Below are 24,162 nucleotides of genomic sequence, written 5' to 3'. Positions count from 1 at the left end.
TAAAACATGGTGTCAGCTTTATTATCACTTTCTGGTTTTGTACATGAATGCAGCCGTTTTTTCTTTATTTCAAAATATACAAAGTGCTATAGATGAAATCCTTGTTTTAATGCATAAATTATGAAGCATTGGATTTAGGCCTGTTGTCCAGTGCAAGGTTTCATGGGAACAGGTGTCAGTCTGTGGGGCAGCTTTTTTAAAGCATTGAACTTTAAAAAATTACCGGAGGGGATTTTTCATGAAAAAGTGTTTTCTGATATGGGTTTTTATCACCCTTGTCATGTTTTTTCCATCAGCAGTATCTGCTGATGGGTTCAGTATTGCACGTCTGATTATTACTGAGGGCATTGAAAACAGGGAACCTGTAGGCAACACATCATTGGTTCCTACAGGTACATCCAGGGTTTTCTGCTTTCTTGAAGCAAGGGATATTCCCGAAGATACAACGGTAACGGTCATATGGATTTATGGTGGTGTAGAAATGCATATAACAGAACTTGCTCTTTCGGCAGGACCGCGCTGGCGGACTTGGGCAGAGAAAGCGGTCCATGGTCTTCAGGGCTACTGGACTGTGGGCATCCGTGATGAATCGGGAAATCTTATCGGCGTGACCTCATTCATGGTAGAATGATTGGAATGATTCAGAGGATTTCATTAATATCAGGGCAAATAGCCTGGGTGTCTGTGCATCTGTCTGGCTTGTATAGATTTTTTCCATAACAATATTCTTTTTCATTGATATTAGCGATTTGAACAAAGACCTTTTCTATACTAATTTTACAGTCTTAAAGTCTGTTCTATTAGAAAGGGTCTGATATTCATGATAAAAATGTCTTATCTGTTTGAAAAGGGGACGGGTACTCTGAATGAGGATGCGATTTTTTTTAATGGTTCATCCTTTGGTGTTTTTGACGGTGCCACCAGCCTGATTCAAAATACCTGTGACAGGGGACTGACAGGTGGATTTCTAGCAGCTCATACGGCAAAGGACGTCTTTTCAAACAGCAGGGATTGTCTGATCCTGCTTGCGGAGCAGGCCAACAGGGCAATTTACAGAAAAATGCTGGAACATGAAGTGGATACATCGGATAAATCAGCCCTGTGGAGTACTGCAGCTGCGGTGGTCAGGATTCATGGCAGAAAGCTCCACTGGGTTCAGATCGGTGACAGCCTGATTCTGCTCATCCACAAAGATGGTTCCTTCAGTATCCCCGTCACAGACTTTGACCATGATACAGAAACCCTTGCCATGTGGAAAAAAATATCGGATACAAGCCCTGAGTCCATCATGGATGCACTGGGCCATCAGATTCGCAGGGTCCGCAGCCGGATGAATGTTTCTTACGGTGTTTTTAATGGTGAAAAGAGCTATGCATCCTTTCTCAGATGCGGCGTTGAGGATTTAAAGGACATAGACCATGTGCTTTTATTCACCGACGGTCTTTTCATTCCTTCGGAAAACCCTTTTGAAAATCGTTTTGATACCATGGTAAGGCTTTATCAGGAGGGCGGACTGTCTGCCGTGAGGAAATATGTGAGAACACTTGAAGAGAGCGACCCTGAGTGCAGAAGGTATCCCAGATTTAAAACCCATGATGACATTGCAGCCCTTGCTTTGAACATTGGGAATGATGAGTCTGAAAAGATCCCATGCCTGTCGCATTCTGACGTTGAAAGGAAAAAAGGTCTGTTTTTTGCAGCTTGTAACCGGTCTGAAAATTCCCATCGAAGAAAATTCTCCGGAAGAGATTCTGAATGCTCTACGGCAGAAACTTACTCTGGACGATGTCCATATTCTTAAAGTTCTTAGCAGAACTCTGGATATTTCGGATCCGGAACAGTTTTACTGCAAAATGATCTTTGCGCTTGAAGTCCCCGATAATTTCAGCAATCCTGAAAAATTTCCAGTTTATACAGAAGCCAATTCTCCCTTTAAAAAAAAGATTAAAATCAGCCAGAATCCCCTTGTGGTGGGATTGGGTCCGGCAGGTATGTTTGCGGCACTGGAACTTCTTGATCATGGAATTAAACCTATTATTTTTGAACGTGGAAAAAGAATAGAGGAGCGGTCTCTGGATGTCCGGCGTTTTATTGAAGAACGCAGACTGAATCCGGAATCCAATATTCAGTTCGGGGAAGGCGGTGCAGGATCATATTCCGATGGCAAGCTCTTTTCCCGGCGCAACCGTAACACAGGATATGTGAGCCGGGTGCTGGATACTTTCATTCGCTTCGGTGCCCCCCCTGAAATTGCCTATATGGACAAGCCCCATCTTGGAACAGATGTTCTTTGCCGGATTGTGGCCAATATCAGAAAGTATATTCTGGAAATGGGCGGTGAAATCCATTTTTCCTCAAAAATGACGGATATACTGTTTTCAGAAGGCAAAATATCGGGTATCCGGATCAATGGAAACAAGGAGTATTTCTCAGATACGCTCTTTCTTGCCATGGGCCACTCTTCACGGGATACTTTTGAGATCCTGTGCGAGAGGGGTGTTGCCATGGAGCCCCGTTCCATAACCATGGGTGTGAGAATCGAGCATAGTGCAGAAACCATCAATCTTATGCGCTATGGGAGAAAGTATAAGGATTATAAAGGTCTGGGAGCCGCCACCTATTCACTTAATTATACGGATAGGGCCATTAAGAGAGGGGTCTATACCTTCTGTATGTGTCCCGGTGGTGAGGTGGTGAATGCTTCGTCCGAAGAAGGAGGGCTTGTACTCAATGGCATGAGCTATGCTGCACGCTCTTCTCCTTTTTCCAATGCTGCCCTTGTGGTCTCCTGCCATCTAAGTGATTACCCGGGGAAAGGGCCACTGGCTGGCCTTACTCTTCAAAGGGAGATAGAAGAAAAAGCTTTCCGGGCTGGCGGATCGGACTGGAAGGCAGCAGCACAGACTCTGAAGGATTTTTCAGAGAAAAAAACGGGGGGAAATCTGCCTGAAAATTCATTTAAGATGGGTGTTCAGGCAGGGGATATGCATGATATCTTTCCATCTTTTATCCTTGACCAGCTCCATGCAGCCTTTGAACAATGGAAGAAAGAGCAGCCCCTTTTTGTCTCGGAAGAGGCCATACTGATGGCTGCGGAGACACGGACCTCTTCGCCTGTACGGGTTTTGCGCAAAGAAAATTTTGAATCCATTAATGTCTGTGGACTTTTTCCCATTGGTGAGGGTTCAGGTCATACGGGCGGTATTACAAGTTCTGCTGCGGATGCCATACATGCTGTGGAAGCCTATGCAGCAGATAAAGGGCAGCTTCCCCGGCGCGGATAAAGGCTGTTTCAAGGTCCCAGTCTTCGCTTTTTCTGGAACCCACGGGATTACTGATGCCCCTGATCTCAAGTATGGGAATGCCGTAGATGGCTGCTGTATGAAAGGCTGCTGCACCTTCCATGTTTTCCACAAGGCCGCCGGTGCTTCTGGCTATGGAATTGGCTGTTTTTTCGCTTGTCGTTACCGTACTCACCGTTATAAAGGGACCATATGGGGGGATGCGACCTTCTTTTTTTTCGATAATATCCAGAGCCGCATGGAGAAGGGATGTATCCGTATTATAAAAACCCGGTATATGAGGGCTGTTTTCCATGAGGGGAAAGGGCAGGGGAGAAGGGATCAAAGATTTTGACTCAAGGCCTGTGTGCAGATCCCTTTCAGAAGCTGCAATGACAATATCCCCCATGGAAAGACAACTTTCAGGGTACATGCCGCCGCAACCTGTCTGAAGAATCCATTCCGGTTTTAAGGCAGCCAGTATTATCCCAAGCTTTGCCGCCGTATTGAAAACACCCGGACCGGAAACAAGAACATACACCTTTTTTTCCCCTGCTAGTCCCCGGATAAGGGGAATACCGGACAAAAGGATGTCCTCGGTCTGATTCAGTCCGGCTATTACAGGGGCTGCTTCCCTGTCCACGGCTGTAAGTACAAGAAGTGGTTTCACCTGCTGCTTCCCATTCCTTTTTCAAGAATGTCGATGAAATGAGGAATACTGCTTTCCAGATTCTGTCCATCAAAAAAACCGTTACCAAGATAGGGCAGTACGGAGGCCAGAAGAAAACGATCCAACAATGCTTCCAGGAGAAAGAGGGCTTCCTGTATGGGAAGACTGTCCCGGATTTCGCCTCTGGCTGCGGCTTTTTCCAGAAGTTCTTTCAAAAAAACTTTCCCTTCATCCCGGATACGGGTTAAAAGAAAATCCCTGCAGGGTATATCAGGTGTACTTAGAAGTTGGGTGTAGAGCCTGTAAATCAGGGGGTAGGTTCGGGTAAACGCAAGACCTGTATGCATAATCTGTGCAAGTCGTGTGAAAATATCCGTTCTCGCCGGATTGTCCCTCACCTTCCGGAGTTCTTCCTTGACCTTTTCAAGGCTGTGGGCAAAAACCGCAGCAAAAAGGCCTTCCTTATCACCAAAGTACTGAAATACAGATCCCTTGGCAATTCCTGCCTTTTCCACCATACAGTTGATGCTGGCAGCACGATAGCCTTTTTCCGCAAACTCCATGAGGGCAGCCTGCATGATTCTCTCTTTTTTTTCTTCTGGAAGGCGGTTAAAGGTAGTTTTTGCTATCACATCAGGTCTTCTTTGTCCGTTAGTATTGCCATCATGGCATCCAGTGCCAGAAGATATCCCCTTATTCCCAGTCCCACAATCTGTCCTGTGGCTATATCCGAGATATAGGATTGGCTGCGGAAAGCCTCTCTTTTGTGAATGTTGGAAATATGCACCTCAATCAGGGGGAGATCATGCAGAAGCAGGGCATCACGGATCGCCACGCTGGTATGGGTAAAGGCCGCAGGGTTGATGATGATGCCATGGATCTGACCCAAGGCCTCCTGAACGCGGTCCACAAGGGCGCCTTCATGGTTGGACTGAAAGGTTGAGAGAGAGAAACCGGCTGCGCATGCTTTTTTTTCCAGAGCTGTATTAATGTCCCTGAGGCTCAGTTTTCCATAGATCTGAGGTTCCCTTTTCCCCAGCATATTGAGGTTGGGACCATGGAGTACAAGGATGTGCTTTGGCATCACAGCCCCCTGTCCGGGTCCCGCTGGAGGATACGGTGAAATTCTTTGATGGTTTTTCCGTAATCATCTGTTTGAAAAATAGCAGAACCTGCCACCATTACATCGGCCCCTGCCATGGCAACCTGTTTCAGGGTTTCCGGATTGATTCCTCCATCCACCTGCAGATGTATGGGCCGCCCACTGCGGACAATGCGTTCCCGGATACGGGCAATTTTATCAAGGCATTGGGGGATGAATTTTTGCCCCCCGAATCCCGGATTCACGGTCATGACCAGAATAAAGTCTATATCGTCCATAACATAATCCAGCATTTCCGGCGGGGTTCCCGGATTCAGGGCCACACCTGGTTTTGCTCCGAGGCTGCGGATGAGCTGAATACTGCGGTGCAGGTGAGGACAGGTTTCCGCATGTACGGAAACAAGATCTGCCCCTGCCTTTACAAAGGAGGGGATGATGGCATCTGGCTCAACAATCATGAGATGCACGTCCAGGGGAAGGCTCGTACATTTTCTTGCGGCTTCCACAATAATGGGGCCATAGCTGATATTGGGCACAAAACGGCCGTCCATGACATCGATATGAATCCAGTCTGCACCAGCAGATTCCACAGTACGGATTTCCTCACCCAGCCGGGTAAAGTCCGCGGAGAGAATGGATGGAGCTATGAGGTGTTTCATGGCATTGAACTTTCATCGGGGCTTGGGGTTGCATGGTCAGTGTACGGATACAAAAAAGGAGCAGGCAGCAGTGGCAAGCCATAGCGCCCGCCTTCATAGAGGACATCTGCCCTGAACCGGAAGGGGTCAAGGGTGGCTTCGTAAACGGGAAAGCCGTTTTCTTCTATACGGACATGGGCTTCCGAAGTACCGGGGATAAGCAGCCTGACTTCGCTGTTACCTTCAAAGACATCATCCACAAAATCAAAGGTCATCCCCCAGGCCGTCATGCTGCCCCGGATATGGGAGCGGATCAGGGTATGGGGGAGTCGGTAGCGCACAAGACGCATGCCGGAAACTATGCCTTCAGCTTCTCTGCCCTGTTCCGGTTTTCGGTTCATAAATACGCTGACACCTTCATGGGCCCTAAGCAGGCTGCCGGGGACAGGATTCTGATCCATGACACGGTTTAAAGGCATATCAGGCAGATGCACACCTTTGATTCTTTTTACATGGAGCTGGCGTTTTTTGAGTATATCCAGCATTTCGTCTGCATTCATACCTCCAAGATCCGGCATGCGTATAAGTACAGGACGTTTGCCAGAACTGAGAAGCAGATGCACCGCTGTCCCTGTTTTTGCAGGAAAGCCTGCCTTCGGGTCCGATGCAACTACATGGCCTGCCGGGATACTTTCATGGTAAATAAAGGACAGATACCCTGCCTGAAAATTTCTGTTTTCAAGCAGGCGTATAACTTCTTCCCGCCGAAGTCCACGGGCATCTGGAATTTCAAATTTCTGCAGACCCCTTGAAAGGAAAACCCGGACTTCCCGCCCGGCTTTTAAGGCATGGCCCGGCAGAGGTTCCTGACGGATCACATGATTGTGGGCAATGGCAGGGGAGAATTCAAAACCCGCAACACGCAGCCCTAGACGGTCTGCTTCCATACGTTCCAGCACATCAACTATATCTTTTCCCATAAGATCCGGAACAATTATTTCCGGCGTTCTGTCGAAAAGCAGAGAAAGGCTGAAATAGGCGCCCAGAACCATAAGGCTGCAGAAAAATGTCAGCCCCAGGATTCCTGCAGCTATTTTTTTTATGTTTGCTGCTTTTTTCATCATGGATATCTTCAGGATGCGACGACCTTGCGGCGTCCGGTCTTACGCAGGGCCGTGGCAAAAAATCCGTCCAGCTCAAAGGTTTCCTGCCAGGGCATAAAATCATTTTTTTCCGTCAGAAGGGTCCTTGCCTGATCCGGGAATCTGGCACCGGGGGCTTCCCTGTGCATTTCCGGATGGTGGGCAAGGAAATGGTCTATGACCTCTGTGGTTTCTTCGGGTTCCGTGGAACATACGGCATACACCATGAGTCCGCCGGGCTTGAGCAGGGCTGCCATGGTTTCCAGGAGTTTTGACTGGCGAAGGGCAAAATTCTTCAGGCCTTCTTCATCTCTGTTCCATTTTATGTCAGGATTTCTGCGGATAACACCCATGCCCGAGCAGGGTGCGTCCAGAAAAATCCGGTCAAAGCGACCAAGATTCATGGCTGCTTTGCTGTTTGTCAGATCCTGGGTCTGGGTTTTGACGATATTCACACCTAAACGCTGCATTTCATGGGTCAGACGCATGAGCTTGGAGCCGTTCAGATCCACGGCTGTAATTTCACCCTTATTCTGCATAAGCAGGGCAAGATGTCCGGTTTTGCCACCATAACCTGCGCAGGCATCCAGAATACGTTCACCACTGCGGGGAGCCAGCATCAGGCCTGCAAGCTGGGCCGATGCATCCTGAATCTGGAAGAAGCCGTCCCGGAAGCCAGGAAGCCGGTCGATGGCACCTTCGGGATGGGAAAAATCCAGGGCATCATTGATCCAGGGGTTAGGGGAAACCTCACGTACCTTTTCATCCATAAGTCCTTGCAGGTTTTCCATATCCGTACGCATCCGGTTCACCCTCAGGGTGATGGAGGGTATCCGGTTAACAGACTGGGCCAGAATCTCTGTCCGGTCTTCTCCGAAACGCGCAGTCCATCTTTCAAGCATCCATTCAGGAATGGCATGTTTCCAGGCCATGCGCTGGATGAAGGGAGTTTCTGAAGGAGGATCGTAGATCTTTGTCCATACTTTTTGAACATTCCGAAGAACACCGTTGACAAAACCCGGTGCCCCGCGGGTGCTGCTGATAAATTTGGTCAGTTCAACGGCCGTATGGATAGCGGCGGATTCAGGCACCCTGTCCAGATAAATAATCTGAAAAATGGCAATACGCAGAATATCCCTGATTCTGGGCTCAATTTTATGAAGCGGTGTTCTGGAACTTTCTGCAATCACACGGTCCAGACGGCTGCGCCAGCGCAGAACGCCATACACAATGGCATTCATCAGGCGGCGGTCTTTGGGATCCATGGTATTGATGGTGTTCTGAAAATCTTCAATCACAAGATCCAGAGGGAGTCTTTTGGCCTGGATTTTGATGAGAATCTGTAGGGCGGTTTTTCTGGCGTCGCTTTGCATGCGGTTCCTTGGTCTTATTAAAAATTATGAAAAAAACATACCTGCAGTAATGGGATTTCCCCTTAAAAAATCTGCAATACCCATTCGTTTTCCCGATGGTCCCTGAAGTTCGTTTATGGCAACGGCATCTTTTGCGGCAGCAATGATAAGGCTTCCTGAAGGAGATGGCAGGACAGTACCGGGCAAGGCCTCATGTACCATGGTAAGGGGCTGAACTTTAAAAATTTTATAGTCGGTCTCTTTAAGCCGGGTAAAGGCTCCGGGCCATGGGTTCATGCCCCGCACATGGGTATCAATGTCATGGGCTGGAAGATTCCAGTTGATGCGACCATGGGATTTTTTTAACAGGGGGGCATAAGTGGCTTCTTCAGAGTTCTGGGGCAGGGGCTGAATGCTGCCTTCCCCAAGTCCCTCAAGGGTTTCCAGAATGAGTTCTGCTCCTAGCATGGAAAGCCTGTCATGGACTTCAACGGAGGTATCCTGCGGCTCAATTGCAAGACTTCGCTGCAGTAGTATATCCCCTGTGTCCATCCCCGCATCCATGAGCATGGTGGTAACACCAGTGTGGGATTCTCCATGGGTAATGGCCCACTGGATGGGAGCTGCGCCTCTGTAACGGGGAAGGAGGGAGGCATGGATATTCACAGCGCCTAAGCGGGGAATCTCCAGAAGCCGTGCCGGAAGAATATGTCCGTAAGCCACCACCACAAAAACATCGGGGCTCAGGGCGGATAACTCATGGTATATTTTTTCATCTTTCATGGAAGAGGGCTGAAATACTGGGATGCCAAGGGCTAGAGCGGCTTCCTTGACATGGGGAGCCTGTATTATTTTCCCCCGTCCTTTAGGTTTATCCGGCTGGGTGTATACGGCAAGTATATTGTGGCCTGCCTCTGCAAGGGCCTGTAAGGGAGGCAGGGCAAAATCCGGGGTGCCCATGAAAACAAGACTCAGCGGTTTCATACGGCCTCTCTACGGAGCTGTTTGGCAATTCGCTTGACGTACAAACTGCGCTTCAGTGCGCTTATGTGATCAATAAAGAGAATGCCCCTGAGGTGATCCATTTCATGCTGGACAATAACGGCTTCAAAGCCTTCAAGGTTCAGAACAAGGGCTTCGCCCCTTTCATCCATGGCCGATACTTTTATCCTGACATGACGTTTCACATTGGCCCTGAAATCGGGAACACTGAGGCATCCCTCGTCTTCGGAGATGAAAGAACCTTCGGCTTCAAGGAGTTCCGGGTTGGCCAGCACCTTAAAATTTCGCACTTCAGGGTCCGGTTCCGCATCAAAAATCAGAAGAGAATAATCTTCACCGATCTGATTGGCGGCCAGCCCCACGCCTGGGGCTTCGTACATGGTGTCGGCCATGTCCTGAATGAGGCGCTGCAGCTCAGGGCCAAAGTCTTTTACTCTGGCGGGAATTTTTTTTAAAAAAGGATCCGGGTAAGTCAGAATGGAACGTATGGCCATGGTACACCTTTCTCAGGAAACAAAAAAGCTGCTTGGGCAGCCTCTAAAAAGCCTTGGGGTTGTTAATAAAAAAATACAAGGCGTTTACATACCCTGTATGAAACACCTTAATTATAGTTGATGATCTGTAAATGGAAAGAAAAACTTGTATATAAGAGAGAATTCTACTGAATAGCAACGGAGGGCACACAGCAGCGTTTTGTCTAGGAGTAAGCTGTAGTTACTCCTGAAGTTGTGCCTTAGCCCTCGGACTCCAGAGACTCTCTGGCAGATTTGCTTTTGCCCGATGAAATCCTGAAGCCTGTCATGAAGGCTGAACCCATGCCAACAAAAATAACGGGGAACATCAGTACCGCATGGCTGAGCAGGGCGTAACCTGCTGCATCGGCACCCCGGATGCCAAAAAAGGCAAGGCTGAATACAACACCAGCTTCCCATATACCCCAGAAACCCGGAACGGATGGAATGGCAATGAAAAAGTTGACCAGTACCATGACTGCCGCCAGCTGAATGAGGTTTGGGGATATTCCGGCACTGGCCTGGGAGAGAAACCAGAAGGGCAGCACCTGTATTCCCCAGACACAAAGGGAAAGCAATATACAGATAAAAAGTTTTGGTGGACTCCTCAGTCCGTCAAAACCTGAAGATATCTGATCCAAAAGCTTTTCCAGTGCAGGCAAAATACGGCTTGAAAGGCTTTGTCTGAAGCCCGCAGGAAGCCCTGGGAAAGAAAGCGCAAGACCTCTTATTACCTTTTTCCCCTTTTCCATCATGCATGGAACCTGCATAAATACGATGATTCCTATAAGGACAAAGCATATCCATGCCATGTTTCCGGCAATCCGGGTGAGGGTTTCTCCGCTTAGCTCAAAACCGCCGATGGTCTGGGTTTTTGCTGCCCCCATATCGGTAAAACTGAAGATAATGCTGAGAAAGGCCAGAAGAACCGTTAGATCCAGAACCCGTTCTGCAGCAATGGTGGAAAAGCTCGTGACAAAGGGAATTTTTTCCTTTCTGGCAAGCAGGGCCGGACGTATCAGTTCCCCGACACGGCCCGGCAGAATACAGTTGAGCATAAAGCCGATCATCATGGGATGAAAGGCTGAAAAAAAAGATACCTTGCGGGTACGGGCCAGCAGGTGCTGCCAGCGCCATGCCCTGAACACATAACCCATGAGACAAAAAAAAATGGCCGGCAGAAGCCATATATAATCAAGATTTCTAAAATAGGCACCAAGCTCTGCTATGGGAACATTTCTGAAGGCCAGCCACAGGGCCGCAATGGATATGGGAAAGGCTATTAAAAGACCAATCCCTTTTGATTTTTTCATGGTTTATACCAGTTGTTTCTCATAAAAAATTTCTTTGGCCCTGATTATGTCTTTTCGGATCTGTTCAGATAGTTCTTCAATGCCGGAAAATTTTTTTTCTCCCCTTAGTCTTTCAATGAAGTTGATTCGTATCTGTTTTCCGTAAAGATCTTCTGAAAAGTCCAGTATGTGAACTTCCACGGTAAAGATATTGTCATCAAAGGTGGGACTGTAGCCTATGTTGGCTACACCGGTATGTCTGCCGCCGGGTGTTTCAACGGTTACGGCATATACGCCCGAGGCAGGGCAGAGCTCATCCTGAAGCCGGATATTTGCCGTGGGAAAACCCAGCAGGCGTCCACCCCTCTGGCGTCCGGCCTCTACTTCTCCACGTACCTGATAATACCTGCCCAGCATGGGAACAGCTGCTTCCACATCGCCACTGGCCACCACCTGACGGATTCTTGTACTGCTGATGCGGTCTTCCATGTTATCCGGGGTGATCCATCCGGGAACGATTACTTCAAAGTTCAGCTCTCTGCCCATTTTTTTAAGGAGATGGATATTTCCTTCACGGTTGCGGCCAAAGGCATAGTCCGGTCCTACCACTATGGCCTTCATACCGATGGTTTTTATAAGAAAATCCCTTATAAAATTTTCTGCGGGTATACTGGCAAATTCCTTGTCAAAGGGAAGAACCATAAGAATATCCAGAAGATCAGAGGCTGCAAAGAGTTCTATTTTCTGCTCCCTCAGGGTTATGAGGGGAGGCCGGCGTTCCGGTCTGACAACTATAAGGGGGTGGGGATCAAAGGTTATGGCAACGGCTGTTCCCTGAAGGGTCTCTGCCCTGTCACGGACCTGTCTGAAAAGGGCTGTATGTCCTTTGTGAACACCATCAAAGTTTCCGATGGTAACAACGGCATTTTTAAAAGGATGGGGGATTTCTGAAATATGCTCAATGAGTTGCATGATACCCTTAATTCCTGTTCTGAAAGGATTCATAGGCAGTCCGGATCTTTTGATATATCCGGTACAGACTTTGAAATTTTTTCTTCTTGACACCACAAGCTGCGGGCTATATAAAACTTCGCGTTGCTGAGGTCAATAGGCTTTATTTTTATATAAAAGTCTTTGAAATTTTAGTGAAATGCCGAAGTGGTGGAATTGGTAGACACGCTAGGTTCAGGGTCTAGTGGACTTAAGTCCGTGGGAGTTCGAGTCTCCCCTTCGGTACCATAGAAAAGCATTGACAGTCTCTTCACTAAAAGGTATTTGGTCAAAGTACATTGTGTTCTTTTTTGTGCCGAAGTGGTGGAATTGGTAGACACGCTAGGTTCAGGGTCTAGTGGACTTAAGTCCGTGGGAGTTCGAGTCTCCCCTTCGGTACCATCCGCTTGAGTAGATATAATTCATGCGGATTTTTAAAACTGGAATTGATTTTAGTTGATTCAGGTCTGGTGTTTACGCCGGTTTGTCATTTTTTAAGATGATAAAAACTTGGGTTATTCAAAAATCAAACCGGTTTTTTTTATGAAAAAAATTTAGAACGAATGGTCATGAAGTTTAAGGTCATCGTCTGAGTCAGGAAGTTGATATGAAGGCAAAAACATCTTCTTTATCCATGGATCATACTTATCACTATCCATGGACTCCTCATTATTCTCTGCCGTCCAACAGCTCACATCTTACCTTGATCATTCCCAGAAATACCGCTAAATCCCTTACAGGTATCCGTGAATACAGTCCCAGGCACAGCCGTTGGGATGCCCCAAATTTTCCCCTTCCATATTTCTGCTGGTAATCTGTATTCCTTGCCCTGTCATGTCCTGAAAACAAGTCTGCCTGTATTGTAACTTCTGAGTAACTTCAAAAGTTACTTTATGACAAAACGCCGTAACACGGCGTGGGTTGCTATTCAGCACAATTTTCCTTTGGTAAATCGAATGCCTGTAATCAGGTGCATAGACAATCGGACCTTTTGTTTGTGACGCAATCCGAAACGATTGCAATGTCACTCACAAACAATCCGATTGTCTTTTGCTGGAACCAATGCTTTGAAATTAATACACAGTCTTGAATGAAAATATTCTGAATAATTACATTTTTTATTATAATGAATGATTTCGATATGCGTTCATCAGGAATGATATCCAAAGAATCTCGGAAGCAGAAGCACCAGCGAAGGAAAGTAGGTGAGAAGCAGGAGCACGAGAATCTGTATGATGAGAAAAGGCATGACAGCCTTTGACATGAACATAAGATTTTTGTTGGCTACAGATCCTGCAATGAACAGACTGACGCCCACAGGGGGGGTGCAGTAGCCCAGGGCCAGATTGACCGTCATTATAAGACCAAAATGCATGGGATCAATGCCGTAATGGGCTATGATGGGCAGCAGTACAGGTCCCAGGATTAGGGTGGCTGAAATGATATCCATGAACATACCCACAAAGAGCAGCAGTACATTCAGAAGAAGCAGGAGCACCTCAGGGGAGGTAATGCCAGCGAGTACGGCTTCTGTGATGCGGCCCGGTATATTCTGTAAAGTCATGTATCTTCCGAAAACCGTGGCACCCGCTACGATAATCAGAAGTGCGGCGGAGGTGACGGCCGAATCCACAACCACATCCTTCAGGCGCTTCATATCCATGGCCTTGTGAATGAAGATTTCCACAATAATGGCATAGGCAGAAGCCACCACTGCGGCTTCGTTGGCTGTGAAAATACCTGAAAAAATCCCGCCGAAAATAATCACAGGCAGAAGCAGCGCCCAGATACCATCCTTTAAAGATGCCAGCATCTCAGATGTATCCAGACTTGTGGTATGCAGATCTTTATTATTGCGGAAAATCCAAGCCGTATAAACACAGGTGGCTACAGTGATGAGGATGCCCGGAAGAAAACCTGTGAGAAAAAGCCCTTCCAGGGAAACATTGCTGATCATGCTGTAAAGGATCATGCCTATGCTTGGCGGGATGATCACACCAAGGTTTGGCGCTGTGGTCATGACACCGGCACTGTAACTGTCCGGATATCCGTGGGCTTTGAGGGCGGGAATCATAAAGCCACCTATGGCCACCACCGTGGCAACCGTGGATCCGGAAATGGCCCCGAAAAAAGCACAGGCAAGAATTCCAGCCATACCCAGTCCTCCGGGTAGAAAACCAACAAAGGCCTGGGCTATCCGGATTAGTTTCTCTACAATTTTTCCGGAAGTCATTACGTTGCCGCAGAGGATGAAAAAAAGGACCACAACGAGGGCAAAATTATCCAGACTTCGGAGAAGGGTCTGAAAAACAAGAAGAACAGGCATGTCCGTGAAAAGGAGAAAGCCTGTAAGGGCTGCAAAAACAAGACAGATGAATACGGGAATATAGGCAGCCATGGCGCCCAGAAGTATCAGGAGAAGAATAAAATCCGGTGTACTCATGTATTTTTCTGTCCCATGCTTTCAATGCCGTCATCATGCCATAATTTCCATATCTGCTCTCCGGAACGGATTATCATGAGAAAACCGGAAAAGGGGAGAATGGCATAGAGTATCCAGAGGGGCATATTCCAAATTATGGTGGATTGTCCGGTCCTGAGCATCATCATCATGAGTTCACCGCCAAAGCGGATCATCAGCAGGGCAAAGAATATAACAGCCATGAGACTTATCAGGGCCAGAAGTCTTTTCAGTCTTGGAAAAATCTGGGCCAGGGCATCCACCCTGATCAGCCTGTCTTTACGTATGGCGACGGATAAGCCCACAAAGCTTGTATATATAATGGTATTGCGTACCAGTTCGTCTGCTCCTGCAAAGGTGATATGAAAACCGTAGCGCAGAATAACAGATAAGAGCAGTCCCAGAAGGGCCGCCATGACGGCGGTAAAAAGGGTCCATTCTTCCAGAAGATCAAGGGCGCGGCCAAAAGATTTCATGGAGTATATTCCAGGTAAGTCTGCACCTCAAGGAGATAGTCATCAGGGCGGTAGTCGTCATGGCTGTAAAGACGGTTGATTTCCCTCTTATAGCGGTCATGAACTTTTACGGAACGGGTTCTCATTTCTGCCATATCCTTTTCTGGCAGTCTGTGGAACTCTATTCCCGCATCCTTTGCCCTCTGAATCTGTTCTTTTTCCTGGGATTCGGCCTCTTTTCTGATTTCAGAGGCTACTTCTCTTACGGTTTCTTCAAATAATTTTCTAAGATCTTCGGGGAGACTGTTCAGCCATGCAGTATTAAAGATCCATATGAAAAGGCCCTGAGCATAGCTGACCTCTGTAAAGTGCTTTGCTACTTCGAACTTTCTTGTGATATTGCAGACCGTTGGTGTGTGGTCCAGGGCATTGATGACGCCCTGCCGCAGGGCAACAGGCACATCTGGCCATGGCATGACAACGGGCCTGAGTCCCCATTCACGGTAAATAAGCTGGTTTACAGCAGCTTCTGCAATGCGGAATCTGGCACTTCTAGCCTCTGCAAGGGTGGTGATGGGCTCCACGCTGGCCCATCCGTAGGTGCCATAGGCTGTGATATCAAGGCCTGTAATCCCTTGATGTTCCATGGCCTTCAGGAAGTGGTCAAATAGGGGGCCTGAGTTTACAAATTGTTCAAGTTTTTCAAAGGAATCTACAAGAAAGGGGAGATTGACAATACCGAAACGGGGACCAAGGTTCGTTGCCGCAACTGAGCTGACACCCATTCCCTGTATGGCACCCATCTGAAGAAGGTTGAGGACTTCCACTTCACCGCCGAGCATGGAAAGGGGCTTGAAATCCACATAAATCTGGCCTCCACTTTTTTCCCAGATGCGGTCCCGCAGAACAAAACCTGCGGAACCCCCTTTGATCACCGGATGGGACACATTGGACACAATGCAGCGATAGGGTGCTCCCGAAGGATCAAAATCCGGGTTAAAGGCATCCAGCGCACTGCTTGCTGATACTGTGTGGCTTATGGACAATATGGCAATGCCTGTAAGAATCCCTTTCAAAATCCGGGGCATGGCCCCTCCTTTCTGCTATGTTGTTTTGACTGGTTTCTGTGGCTGTTTGAACAGGGGGGATCCCAGAGTAAGTATGGCCCTGCGAAGATCTTGTAGTGACAGTACTTCGCTGCCCATGCGCCTTTGGATCAGATATCCTTCAAAAATGGCCGTTACCAAAGCTCCCAGCTTACGGAGTTCTTCATAGTTTTCAGAGTAGGGTGACAGAATATCTGCGAAGAGATCACTGGAAAGTCTGTATATGCTGTTGTTTAGGCGCTCCCTTATTTCAGGATCACAGGAACCCTGAACCGTAAATTCAAGAAAAACCTTGGGCCATTCATCATCGGCTATCAGGGCTTCAAGGAAATCTACCAGCACTTCGAGGGCACTTTCTCCGTCCCTGGTTTCCTGCAGGCGGTTTTGTCGTTCTTCTCTGTGCTGTTGCATCCTTGCCTGCATGATATCAAGAAAAAGCTCATCCTTGCTTTTCCAGTATCTGTAGAAATTACCTTTAGCGTAGCCTGCATAATCAGTTATTTCAGCTATGGTAGCAGCAGAATAGCCCTTTTCTCCGAAAATACGGATGGCAGCAGCCATCAGTTCTTCCTGGGTCTGTCTTGACTTTAACTGTTGTTTTGTTGGCATTGTGACCCTTATTCATTTTTTGACCCATGGTCATTAAGGCAGCCTGATAACACCTTTAAATTGAGTTTGTCAACAGGATTGTCTGAAAATAAAATTTGCATTGCAGCAAAGATTTCTTATATTTATCAAAGTCTGTTTTATGACTGTTTATATAAAGATCGTTCTTAAGTATAAGGAGAGTTATTTAAAATATGGTGTTTGTAAATTCTCAGAAATTATACCTCCATTCAAAAGAATGGCTTTATCAGACTTTTTCAAAAATGATAGCTGATAAAAAAACTATTAAAGGATATAAATAAAGAGGGACATATGGAAACATTTATAAAAGCATCTCTGTTTAAAGAGTCTGCCAATCCAGGAGAGATCACTGACTATATGGTTGACACTATCCAGAGGCAGATTCTTTTCTGGGATACTTTGCGCAAGCGTGGGAATATTTATCTGGAGCACCTTGAAAAAGGGCAACCTCCTGTCCTTGTCTTTGATTATGAAATGATAATGGATGGTCGTACCTTTGAAAGACCTGTTAATTTTTCTCTGGTTCGTATTCTGGACAGCCGTGAAAAGCCTTCAGAAAATCTGCCTGAAGGTGTAGAGCGCAGGCAGGATCCTGATGTGAAGGTAAAAAATAAGAGACCTAAAAGACCGATTCTTATAATTGACCCCCGTGCAGGGCATGGTCCTGGCATTGGTGGTTCAAAGCAGGACTCTGAGATTGGCATGGCCCTTCAAAATGGACATCCTGTGTATTTCATGCTGTTTTATACGGATCCTTTCAGGGGGCAGACCCTCGTAGATGTACAGCGTGCCCAGGTTCTTTTTCTGGAAGAGGTGCACAAAAGGCATCCTGATTCGGAAAAACCTGCCATCATAGGCAATTGTCAGGCAGGTTGGGCAGCAGCCCTGGTGGCTGCTGACAGGCCTGATATTTCAGGGCCCCTTGTGCTGAACGGGTCTCCTCTGTCCTACTGGTCAGGAGTGGAGGGGGCCAACCCCATGCGCTATCGCGGAGGTCTGCTGGGTGGTGTATGGGTCAATTCCCTTTTAAGTGATCTTGGCAATGGTTTTTTTGACGGAGCCAATCTTGTTGCTAATTTTGAGGGTCTGAACCCTGCTAATACCTACTGGACCAAGCTGTACAATGTTTATGACCAGGTGGATACGGAAGAAGAGCGCTTTCTCGATTTTGAAAAGTGGTGGGGTGGTTTTTTCATGATGACCCGTGAGGAAATTCACTTTATTGTCGAAAATCTTTTTGTGGGAAACCGACTGGAGCGGGGGCGGCTCTGGTTGCAGGAAGGGCAAGAGCTTGATCTGAAAAAGCTGGAAGATCCCATTGTTATTTTTACTTCCAACGGGGATAATATCACGCCGCCCCAACAGGCTCTGAACTGGATTCCAAGGGTTTATGAAACAACGGAAGATCTTAAGCGCCATAAACAGGTGATAATTTATATTGTTCATAAAGATATAGGTCATCTTGGTATTTTTGTATCGGGCGCTATTGCCAAAAAGGAACACAATCAGATCATTGGCTCTGTTGATATGATTCCTTACCTTGCACCGGGGCTTTATGAGATGGTGATTGAAGAAGAGCCCTCAAAGCCTTGGATGAATGATTATAAAGTCCGTTTTGAAGAACGGAGTGTGGAGCAGATTCTTGCATATGATGACGGCATTGAAGATGAAGAGGCCTTTGTTCCGGTTTCCACATTATCCCAGGCTAACGATTACCTTTATAAAGTTTTTTTAAGTCCCATTGTACAGAAATGCAGTAACCGTTATACAGCGGAGCTTGCCAAGCAAATGCATCCTCTTAGGGTGCAGCGTTATGTTTTTTCTGATCTGAATCCCATGATGCTTCCCTTTAAAACAATGGGACGTATTGTTGCAAAAAAACGCAGTCCCGTAGACAGAGAAAATAATTACTTTGCACGTATTGAAAAATATACATCCAGCCTGATTGAGGACAGCCTGAACCGCTACAGGGACGCAAGGGATAGAAAAGATGAGTTTCTTTTTAAGCTTACCTATGACAATCCTGCCATGAAGCTTTTTTTTGGTCCTGCCATTGAAGGACTTGTTCATGGGAAAAAGCCTGAAGATGAAATGCAGGCTAAGGCTTTGCGGAGGGAAAGTGACCGTGAACTATGGATTTCTAAAACCGGGGATGGTGGTTTTGAAGAGGGTCTTATTCGTATTATGGTTGCCATGGTCAGTGCGGATGCCATTTATGATAAAAGTGAGATGATAACGGCCCAGCAGATCATAAGAAAACATCCTAAGCTAGGCATAATAAAGCCGGATAAATTCAGAAAAATGGTAATAGAGCAGTCCCGTATTCTGCAAGTGGACCGTGAAGAAGCGCTCAATACCCTCCCCAAACTGATCCATTTAAAAAAGGACCGGGAAGAAGCTTTACAGATTGCAGAGCAGATTGCCCATGCAGATGAGAATTTTCCGGAGCCGGAGCAGCAGCTGTTGGAGCGTTTACGTAATGCCATGAATATCGGATGATAGGGATTTTATTCATGGTGTGAAGGGTCTTTTAACCAATGTAATAAACTGAGTTTTGTTTTTTAGGCATTTACAATGATCGGGTGCAGGTTTTTCTGTGCCCGTTTTTTTTAAGGCTTATAAAAATTTAAATTATAAAAGATCATTTTTGATACAATCCGTCTGAATTGAAACTTTATGATGATTACCATGGTTAGTATATGTTTTGGTTTACATGTGAAATTGTAAGTTTTTCAGAGTATCTTAGAATATCGTGGTGGTCTTTGCTGAAAAATGTTGTCTAAAATAGAGTTTTAAAAAAACATAATGGAAATGATTGTACTGCCATACAGCTTCTGATAATGTAAAATCCTTTTAAATTACCCATTGCCAGGTCATTTTTGTGGGAGATTCCATGTCCGTTAAAGATAAATTTCAGGTTATTCTCAAGGAAGCTCGACTTTATTCATCTCAGGGTCTTTATGATGAGGCTCTGACCCGTTTTGAATCCCTTGAAAAGCTTGTGGAACCAATAGCCGGACTGAAAAATAAGGAAGCACTTATCAGTGATATTCGGCAGCGTATTTCCGAGCTTCATGAAAAAATATCTGCTGCATCGGAAAAAAATGAAAAACGGACTTTTACTGCCAGAGAATCGAAGCTGGTTAATACCCTACTCCCTGACACAGAAGAAACACCTGCTGAAATGCGGCTGGAAAAGGGCAGGCTTCTTGCAAGGTATGGTTCTTATCCTGCGGCCATAGCTCTTTTTTCAGCAATTCTGAAGGATAAAAAGTTTGGTGAAGATGCAGGTCACGGTTTAATTACCGCCATGGTTAAGGATAAAAGGGAAGAAGAAGCAGCTGATCTTTTACGACAATGGCAAGCTTCCGGTCTTTTTTCCGAAAAGGAACTGACCCGTTTTCAGAGCCTGATTCCGGGTATGACCTCCGGTATGGAAGCCGCAGAAGACAGCAGTATGGATTTACTTCCTGTCAGCTCTGTGGGTATCCGCCTTGAAAATGTTCCAGAAGAGTTGAATGATCAGGTAGATCTGGATGTCAGTTTTCAGTCCGGAAATCTTGTGAGTCTTATTATTTCCAGTAAAGATAAAAAACTTATAGATGATCTTAAGGTAGGTTTACGCTTAAATGACATGCGTTGTTATTCTCCTGTGGCGGTATTCAGAAGTTCCGGAGTTGTGGCATCCAAACATCAGATTAATGCAGGACCCAAAAAAGGGGACTGGTGTCTGAATATAGAAATCAAGGGCTGATATTTTTCCTTTGGATGGTTTAACGCCGGGGGAAAAGCAGTGAAATTGAAATTCTGGAGGGCTTCATGGCCGTTTTTAATATTCAGCAGCGGGTCATTGAATGTAAAATTGTTTATTACGGTCCGGGCCGCTGTGGCAAAACAACCAATCTTGAAACCATACATAAGCTTTTTCGGAAAAATATGAGCGGCGACCTTGTTTCCATTGATACCGAAGGTGACAGAACTCTTTTTTTTGATTTTCTGCCCATGGGTTTAGGTAAAATTCACGGTTGTGATGTGAAGGTACAGCTTTTTACCGTACCAGGTCAGCCCCAGTATGCTTCTACCCGTAAACTTGTTTTAAAAGGGGCTGATGGTATTGTTTTTGTGGCAGATTCTCTGGCTGTGCGCAGAGAAAAAAATATGCTTTCATTAAAAGATCTGCATGAAAACCTTAAATCCTATGGTCTCAGCATTGCAAAAATTCCTCTGGTGTTGCAGTACAATAAAAGGGATCTGGCCAAAGAGGGCTTGCCTGTCATGTCCATAGAGCAGATGGATCGGGATCTGAACAGACAGCTGAAGGTACCTTCTTTTCCAGGCAGTGCTGTAACGGGTGAAGGTGTTGGAAAGACCCTTAAAGCCTGTATTGAGAGTACATTAAAACATCTGCAGAAAGAGCTGGGCTGGGTGCAGAAATGATTAGATGTCCGGCATTCTTTTTAACCTGTATAGTTCTGGAATAAATAGTATGGATATAGCCGAGGTTCTTTCGGGGAGATTATCCTTTGTGGGTCTTGCAGAACTGCTTCAGTTTCTTGGGGGAGCTGCAGCGACTGGAAATGTACGTATTTTTGCGGAAAATGGTGCAGAAGGTACCATTTCCATGAAAAATGGAGAGATTCTTGATGCAAAGCTGGAAGAAAGAACCGGGGAAGATGCTTTCCATGAGCTTTTTACATGGCAGGAAGGGCGCTTTCTTTTTATTCCTGGAGAAGGAAGCGGTCCCCGCAGGATTCACAGGAATTTGACAGGGCTTCTTCTGGATGCTTTGCGGCAGATGGATGAACTTCGTGCAGACCAGAGAGAAAAAGGTCCTGCGCTGCTCAGGGAACCCTGCCTGAAAGGACCCGCCATTGAGTACAGCGATGTGGTGGATGAAGAGTTTCACAAAGATGGTAGCATTGTGGTGCGACAGGGTCGTTTTGGATCATGGTTGTGGGTGATTCTGGAAGGGCAGGTACGTTTGCATAAGGAGGTTGGGGGACGCAGTATTCCCCTTTTCTGTCTTGGCAAAGGGGCTTATATCGGAAGTGCGGCAAGTTTTGTCATGATGAATCGTCCCCGAAGTGCTTCCGTTGAGGTTGTGGGTGAAGCTCTGCTGGGTGTGCTGGATGCTCAGCGGCTGGCAAGGGAGTTTACGACTTTTTCCACCTCTCTTCAGGAAGTTGTTCTGGGGGTGGACAGGCAACTGACAAAGCTTGGGGAAACCCTTGCCCTTCTCAGGGCATCTGCTGGACTGCCTGCAAAAGCTCCTGCATCATACAAAATAATCACTGTTCCGGAAGAGCATCTTTCAGCCACTTTTTTTTCAGCAAGTGGTGGCAGAATTCTGCTTGCATGGCAAAATGAGGAAGAATTTCTGGAGCTGGCATCCTTTCCTGACGGAAGTGTTTTTGCCCATCCCATGCAGGAAAAACCTTCCGATGACAGAGGATTGATTTTTCTGGGGGAAAATGAAAGCAGTCTGGAACCTCTGAATAATGGAGAGGCGGGTATGCTCTGGGACAGACTTTCACCTACTTTCCGGAAAATGCTTGGTTTTTCCCTAAGCTCCATACAGACAACACTGGCACTGATCCAGGAAGCCATAGACGTTAAGGGGAGAAAAAATGATACAGACGAAGAACCCTGCTGAAAAAAGACGATTTCCCTTTCGTCCTGAGACCTGTAACCTGATTCATTTTACCGTTCTGGGGGAAGATGGCTTAATTGCCATACAGGGAATGGGAAAAACTCTGAACATAAGCCTCGGAGGCGTGCTTCTTGAAATTCACAGGCCTGTTCCTGAAGGAAAAAGGGTGCAGGTATCCATGGGTATTGAAGATGATGTGCTGGATCTGGACGCTGTTGTGGCCCATGTCCGTCCTTCGGGAAATAACACCCTTTATGCAGGACTTTCTTTTTTGCCCATGACAGGTCCCAAGGCAAAACTTCTTTCCCTTTTCATTGAACGATTTGAATCCGAATAGAAAAACGGAAAAGTATTCCATGAGCAACAGACAAAAAGAGGGCATCCGGGTAGGGGTTTTGTCTGATACCCATATGCAGACAGCGGATGATACATTGTTCTCCCTCAGACATGGTGTGTTTTCAGATGTTTCCATGATCCTCCATGCAGGAGATATGATTCATCTCTCTGTCCTGAATGCTTTTTATGATGTGGATGTTTTTGCTGTATGCGGTAATTGTGATGGTCCGGATGTCAGGGAACAGCACCCTGTTTCCCGGATTGTGACCATAGGGCCTGTACGTGTAGGGCTTATCCACGGCTGGGGTGAGCGAAGTGGTGTGATGATGCGGGCAAAAAATGCCTTTGAAGGGGTGGATGCTGTTGTTTTCGGTCACACCCATGTTCCGGAGTGCCACAATTTTGATGGTGTTCTGATGTTCAACCCCGGCAGTTATACAGATAACCGGAAAGGCCCGTGGCCCCATACTGTGGGGATATTGACAATTTTTTCCAATGGGGATATCAGCGGAGAAATAGTGCCTGTTTCTTTATAGCAACGCTCGCCGTATTGCGGCATCTTTTCATGAAATAACTTCTCAGGTTATTAAGAAAAAAGATTTTTTTATTTTAAATATTATTTATCTGAAAGGATTTAAGTGAAAGTTATGACTGTATCTTCTGAAAATATGGAACTTGAAGGTCTAAAGCGGCTTCGAAGTGGTAAGGTTCGGGATATTTATGATCTGAGTGATTCTTATCTCATGGTAACATCGGATCGACTGTCTGCTTTTGATGTGGTCCTGCCCGATGCCATTCCTGGAAAAGGACGGGTTTTAACAAGACTTTCTCTATTCTGGTTTGAACGTATGAAACGGCTTGTGGGAAATCATATCATCAGTGGCAACGCGGAGGATTTTCCTGAAGCATGTCGTGCCCATGTGGATTATCTCCGTGACCGGAGCATGTGGGTGAAAAAAGCAGAACCCTTAAGCATTGAGTGCATTGTAAGGGGTTATATTTCAGGTTCAGGTTGGAAATCCTATAAAAAAGATCAGACCGTTTGCGGAATTTCTCTGCCATCCGGACTGCAGGAATCTGAAAAACTGCCTGAACCCCTTTTTACCCCGTCCACCAAAGCCGAAGTGGGGGACCATGATATTAATATTTCCTTTGAGGAAGCAGTGAACCTTGTGGGTAGAGAAACAGCCGAAAAGGTAAGGGATCTGAGTCTGGCAATTTATACTGAAGCTGCGGAATATGCCCGTGAGCGGGGGATTATTATTGCAGATACCAAATTTGAATTCGGTATGGTAGATGGAGAAATTATTCTCATTGATGAGGTACTGACACCGGATTCTTCAAGATTCTGGCCCGTAGACAGCTATGCGCCCGGCTCTTCTCCCCAGAGTTTTGACAAACAGATTGTTCGGGATTATCTCGAAACACTGGATTGGAACAAACAGCCCCCAGGTCCCCGGCTTCCGGAAGAAATTATTCTTAAAACAGCAAATAAATACGAAGAAGTTCTGCAACTTCTGACCGATATTAAAAAGTAGAAAAAGCA

Annotated in this window: 24 protein-coding genes and 2 tRNA genes; 12 read left to right on the top strand and 14 right to left on the bottom strand. The window is 46.4% G+C overall.

The features are described from left to right. Positions 1-238: 238 nt before the first annotated feature. The 3 genes from FIM25_RS04940 (at position 239) to FIM25_RS04930 (ending at position 3,284) form a co-directional block, all read left to right on the top strand. Positions 239-631, top strand: coding sequence for a DUF2914 domain-containing protein (locus FIM25_RS04940; RefSeq protein ID WP_139446916.1), 393 nt, complete (start codon positions 239-241; stop codon positions 629-631). Between the two features lie 189 nt (positions 632-820). Further along, positions 821-1,801: a protein phosphatase 2C domain-containing protein gene (locus FIM25_RS04935; protein WP_218961269.1), complete on the top strand. Its 981-nt coding sequence runs from the start codon at positions 821-823 to the stop codon at positions 1,799-1,801. Next, entirely contained in the window at positions 1,695-3,284 is a 1,590-nt protein-coding gene (locus tag FIM25_RS04930) for an NAD(P)/FAD-dependent oxidoreductase (protein WP_139446914.1), read from the top strand. The genes FIM25_RS04935 and FIM25_RS04930 overlap by 107 nt, the downstream gene beginning before the upstream one ends. On the opposite strand, the gene mqnB is transcribed toward FIM25_RS04930, so the two are convergent. The 10 genes from mqnB to FIM25_RS04880 all read right to left on the bottom strand — a co-directional run bounded on the left by mqnB (position 3,205) and on the right by FIM25_RS04880 (position 11,963). Continuing rightward, complete coding sequence (mqnB, locus tag FIM25_RS04925) at positions 3,205-3,951, bottom strand: futalosine hydrolase (RefSeq protein ID WP_139446912.1); 747 nt, start codon at positions 3,949-3,951, stop codon at positions 3,205-3,207. The two genes, FIM25_RS04930 and mqnB, sit on opposite strands and share 80 nt — an antisense overlap. After that, positions 3,948-4,583 (bottom strand): TetR/AcrR family transcriptional regulator, encoded by a 636-nt coding sequence (locus tag FIM25_RS04920; protein WP_139446910.1) that lies wholly within the window; start codon positions 4,581-4,583, stop codon positions 3,948-3,950. The genes mqnB and FIM25_RS04920 overlap by 4 nt, the downstream gene beginning before the upstream one ends. Continuing rightward, on the bottom strand, positions 4,580-5,035 hold the full coding sequence (gene aroQ, locus FIM25_RS04915) for a type II 3-dehydroquinate dehydratase (RefSeq protein WP_139446908.1): 456 nt from the start codon (positions 5,033-5,035) through the stop codon (positions 4,580-4,582). Before aroQ ends, FIM25_RS04920 begins: the two co-directional genes overlap by 4 nt. Beyond that, a complete protein-coding gene (gene rpe / locus FIM25_RS04910; RefSeq protein ID WP_139446906.1) occupies positions 5,035-5,712 on the bottom strand; it encodes a ribulose-phosphate 3-epimerase in 678 nt (225 codons plus the stop codon). The genes aroQ and rpe overlap by 1 nt, the downstream gene beginning before the upstream one ends. Next, positions 5,709-6,815 (bottom strand): PASTA domain-containing protein, encoded by a 1,107-nt coding sequence (locus FIM25_RS04905; protein ID WP_139446903.1) that lies wholly within the window; start codon positions 6,813-6,815, stop codon positions 5,709-5,711. Before FIM25_RS04905 ends, rpe begins: the two co-directional genes overlap by 4 nt. An 8-nt stretch (positions 6,816-6,823) precedes the next feature. After that, the gene (gene rsmB, locus FIM25_RS04900) at positions 6,824-8,206 is read right to left on the bottom strand and encodes a 16S rRNA (cytosine(967)-C(5))-methyltransferase RsmB (protein WP_139446901.1); all 1,383 of its coding nucleotides are present in this window, start codon (positions 8,204-8,206) and stop codon (positions 6,824-6,826) included. Between the two features lie 24 nt (positions 8,207-8,230). Further along, entirely contained in the window at positions 8,231-9,169 is a 939-nt protein-coding gene (gene fmt, locus FIM25_RS04895; protein WP_179953167.1) for a methionyl-tRNA formyltransferase, read from the bottom strand. Beyond that, positions 9,166-9,681 (bottom strand): peptide deformylase, encoded by a 516-nt coding sequence (def, locus tag FIM25_RS04890; RefSeq protein ID WP_139446899.1) that lies wholly within the window; start codon positions 9,679-9,681, stop codon positions 9,166-9,168. The genes fmt and def overlap by 4 nt, the downstream gene beginning before the upstream one ends. Positions 9,682-9,920: 239 nt before the next feature. Then, the gene (locus FIM25_RS04885) at positions 9,921-11,012 is read right to left on the bottom strand and encodes a lysylphosphatidylglycerol synthase transmembrane domain-containing protein (protein ID WP_139446897.1); all 1,092 of its coding nucleotides are present in this window, start codon (positions 11,010-11,012) and stop codon (positions 9,921-9,923) included. Between the two features lie 3 nt (positions 11,013-11,015). Beyond that, positions 11,016-11,963, bottom strand: coding sequence for a bifunctional riboflavin kinase/FAD synthetase (locus tag FIM25_RS04880; RefSeq protein WP_139447068.1), 948 nt, complete (start codon positions 11,961-11,963; stop codon positions 11,016-11,018). 180 nt (positions 11,964-12,143) lie between these two features. Here FIM25_RS04880 and FIM25_RS04875 point away from each other — a divergent pair. Together FIM25_RS04875 and FIM25_RS04870 are read left to right on the top strand one after the other, a co-directional pair. Further along, positions 12,144-12,230, top strand: a tRNA-Leu gene (locus FIM25_RS04875). A 66-nt stretch (positions 12,231-12,296) separates the two neighbouring features. Beyond that, positions 12,297-12,383: transfer RNA gene (locus FIM25_RS04870), tRNA-Leu, on the top strand. 748 nt (positions 12,384-13,131) lie between these two features. On the opposite strand, the gene FIM25_RS04865 is transcribed toward FIM25_RS04870, so the two are convergent. Genes FIM25_RS04865 through FIM25_RS04850 form a run of 4 tightly spaced genes read right to left on the bottom strand, consistent with a single transcriptional unit; the run spans position 13,132 to position 16,612 of the window. Further along, entirely contained in the window at positions 13,132-14,424 is a 1,293-nt protein-coding gene (locus FIM25_RS04865; RefSeq protein WP_139446895.1) for a TRAP transporter large permease, read from the bottom strand. Beyond that, positions 14,421-14,918 (bottom strand): TRAP transporter small permease, encoded by a 498-nt coding sequence (locus tag FIM25_RS04860; RefSeq protein WP_139446894.1) that lies wholly within the window; start codon positions 14,916-14,918, stop codon positions 14,421-14,423. The genes FIM25_RS04865 and FIM25_RS04860 overlap by 4 nt, the downstream gene beginning before the upstream one ends. Then, a complete protein-coding gene (locus tag FIM25_RS04855) occupies positions 14,915-15,985 on the bottom strand; it encodes a TRAP transporter substrate-binding protein (RefSeq protein ID WP_139446892.1) in 1,071 nt (356 codons plus the stop codon). Before FIM25_RS04855 ends, FIM25_RS04860 begins: the two co-directional genes overlap by 4 nt. Before the next feature lie 15 nt (positions 15,986-16,000). Further along, positions 16,001-16,612, bottom strand: a complete 612-nt coding sequence (locus FIM25_RS04850; RefSeq protein WP_139446890.1) for a TetR/AcrR family transcriptional regulator — start codon at positions 16,610-16,612, stop codon at positions 16,001-16,003. A gap of 309 nt (positions 16,613-16,921) precedes the next feature. Between FIM25_RS04850 and FIM25_RS04845 the strand changes: the two genes are divergently transcribed. From FIM25_RS04845 to FIM25_RS04815, 7 genes are all read left to right on the top strand, one after another. Continuing rightward, complete coding sequence (locus tag FIM25_RS04845) at positions 16,922-19,129, top strand: DUF3141 domain-containing protein (RefSeq protein WP_139446888.1); 2,208 nt, start codon at positions 16,922-16,924, stop codon at positions 19,127-19,129. Positions 19,130-19,523: 394 nt separating this feature from the next. Next, positions 19,524-20,384 (top strand): tetratricopeptide repeat protein, encoded by an 861-nt coding sequence (locus FIM25_RS04840; protein ID WP_139446886.1) that lies wholly within the window; start codon positions 19,524-19,526, stop codon positions 20,382-20,384. Between the two features lie 65 nt (positions 20,385-20,449). Further along, a complete protein-coding gene (locus FIM25_RS04835) occupies positions 20,450-21,067 on the top strand; it encodes a GTP-binding protein (RefSeq protein ID WP_139446884.1) in 618 nt (205 codons plus the stop codon). Between the two features lie 49 nt (positions 21,068-21,116). Further along, positions 21,117-22,283, top strand: coding sequence for a DUF4388 domain-containing protein (locus FIM25_RS04830; RefSeq protein WP_179953166.1), 1,167 nt, complete (start codon positions 21,117-21,119; stop codon positions 22,281-22,283). Further along, entirely contained in the window at positions 22,258-22,617 is a 360-nt protein-coding gene (locus FIM25_RS04825; RefSeq protein WP_139446880.1) for a PilZ domain-containing protein, read from the top strand. Before FIM25_RS04830 ends, FIM25_RS04825 begins: the two co-directional genes overlap by 26 nt. Positions 22,618-22,636: 19 nt before the next feature. Continuing rightward, positions 22,637-23,152 (top strand): metallophosphoesterase family protein, encoded by a 516-nt coding sequence (locus FIM25_RS04820; RefSeq protein WP_139446877.1) that lies wholly within the window; start codon positions 22,637-22,639, stop codon positions 23,150-23,152. 111 nt (positions 23,153-23,263) lie between these two features. Further along, positions 23,264-24,154, top strand: coding sequence for a phosphoribosylaminoimidazolesuccinocarboxamide synthase (locus FIM25_RS04815; RefSeq protein WP_139446875.1), 891 nt, complete (start codon positions 23,264-23,266; stop codon positions 24,152-24,154). Positions 24,155-24,162 lie beyond the last annotated feature (8 nt).

It is taken from the genome of Desulfobotulus mexicanus, assembly GCF_006175995.1.
GTDB classification, from domain to species: Bacteria; Desulfobacterota; Desulfobacteria; order Desulfobacterales; family ASO4-4; genus Desulfobotulus; species Desulfobotulus mexicanus.
This window is presented reverse-complemented; position numbering and strand designations above follow the sequence as displayed.

Excerpts from the sequence above, each read along its gene's own strand:
- FIM25_RS04905 (WP_139446903.1), bottom strand. The coding sequence starts at position 6,815 with ATGATGAAAAAAGCAGCAAACATAAAAAAAATAGCTGCAGGAATCCTG.
- rsmB (WP_139446901.1), bottom strand. The coding sequence starts at position 8,206 with ATGCAAAGCGACGCCAGAAAAACCGCCCTACAGATTCTCATCAAAATC.
- FIM25_RS04830 (WP_179953166.1), top strand. The coding sequence starts at position 21,117 with ATGGATATAGCCGAGGTTCTTTCGGGGAGATTATCCTTTGTGGGTCTT.
- fmt (WP_179953167.1), bottom strand. The coding sequence starts at position 9,169 with ATGAAACCGCTGAGTCTTGTTTTCATGGGCACCCCGGATTTTGCCCTG.
- FIM25_RS04860 (WP_139446894.1), bottom strand. The coding sequence starts at position 14,918 with ATGAAATCTTTTGGCCGCGCCCTTGATCTTCTGGAAGAATGGACCCTT.
- aroQ (WP_139446908.1), bottom strand. The coding sequence starts at position 5,035 with ATGCCAAAGCACATCCTTGTACTCCATGGTCCCAACCTCAATATGCTG.
- FIM25_RS04865 (WP_139446895.1), bottom strand. The coding sequence starts at position 14,424 with ATGAGTACACCGGATTTTATTCTTCTCCTGATACTTCTGGGCGCCATG.
- rpe (WP_139446906.1), bottom strand. The coding sequence starts at position 5,712 with ATGAAACACCTCATAGCTCCATCCATTCTCTCCGCGGACTTTACCCGG.
- FIM25_RS04850 (WP_139446890.1), bottom strand. The coding sequence starts at position 16,612 with ATGCCAACAAAACAACAGTTAAAGTCAAGACAGACCCAGGAAGAACTG.
- FIM25_RS04835 (WP_139446884.1), top strand. The coding sequence starts at position 20,450 with ATGGCCGTTTTTAATATTCAGCAGCGGGTCATTGAATGTAAAATTGTT.
- FIM25_RS04845 (WP_139446888.1), top strand. The coding sequence starts at position 16,922 with ATGGAAACATTTATAAAAGCATCTCTGTTTAAAGAGTCTGCCAATCCA.
- FIM25_RS04840 (WP_139446886.1), top strand. The coding sequence starts at position 19,524 with ATGTCCGTTAAAGATAAATTTCAGGTTATTCTCAAGGAAGCTCGACTT.
- FIM25_RS04940 (WP_139446916.1), top strand. The coding sequence starts at position 239 with ATGAAAAAGTGTTTTCTGATATGGGTTTTTATCACCCTTGTCATGTTT.
- FIM25_RS04935 (WP_218961269.1), top strand. The coding sequence starts at position 821 with ATGATAAAAATGTCTTATCTGTTTGAAAAGGGGACGGGTACTCTGAAT.
- FIM25_RS04855 (WP_139446892.1), bottom strand. The coding sequence starts at position 15,985 with ATGCCCCGGATTTTGAAAGGGATTCTTACAGGCATTGCCATATTGTCC.
- FIM25_RS04815 (WP_139446875.1), top strand. The coding sequence starts at position 23,264 with ATGACTGTATCTTCTGAAAATATGGAACTTGAAGGTCTAAAGCGGCTT.
- FIM25_RS04885 (WP_139446897.1), bottom strand. The coding sequence starts at position 11,012 with ATGAAAAAATCAAAAGGGATTGGTCTTTTAATAGCCTTTCCCATATCC.
- FIM25_RS04820 (WP_139446877.1), top strand. The coding sequence starts at position 22,637 with ATGAGCAACAGACAAAAAGAGGGCATCCGGGTAGGGGTTTTGTCTGAT.
- def (WP_139446899.1), bottom strand. The coding sequence starts at position 9,681 with ATGGCCATACGTTCCATTCTGACTTACCCGGATCCTTTTTTAAAAAAA.
- FIM25_RS04880 (WP_139447068.1), bottom strand. The coding sequence starts at position 11,963 with ATGCAACTCATTGAGCATATTTCAGAAATCCCCCATCCTTTTAAAAAT.
- FIM25_RS04825 (WP_139446880.1), top strand. The coding sequence starts at position 22,258 with ATGATACAGACGAAGAACCCTGCTGAAAAAAGACGATTTCCCTTTCGT.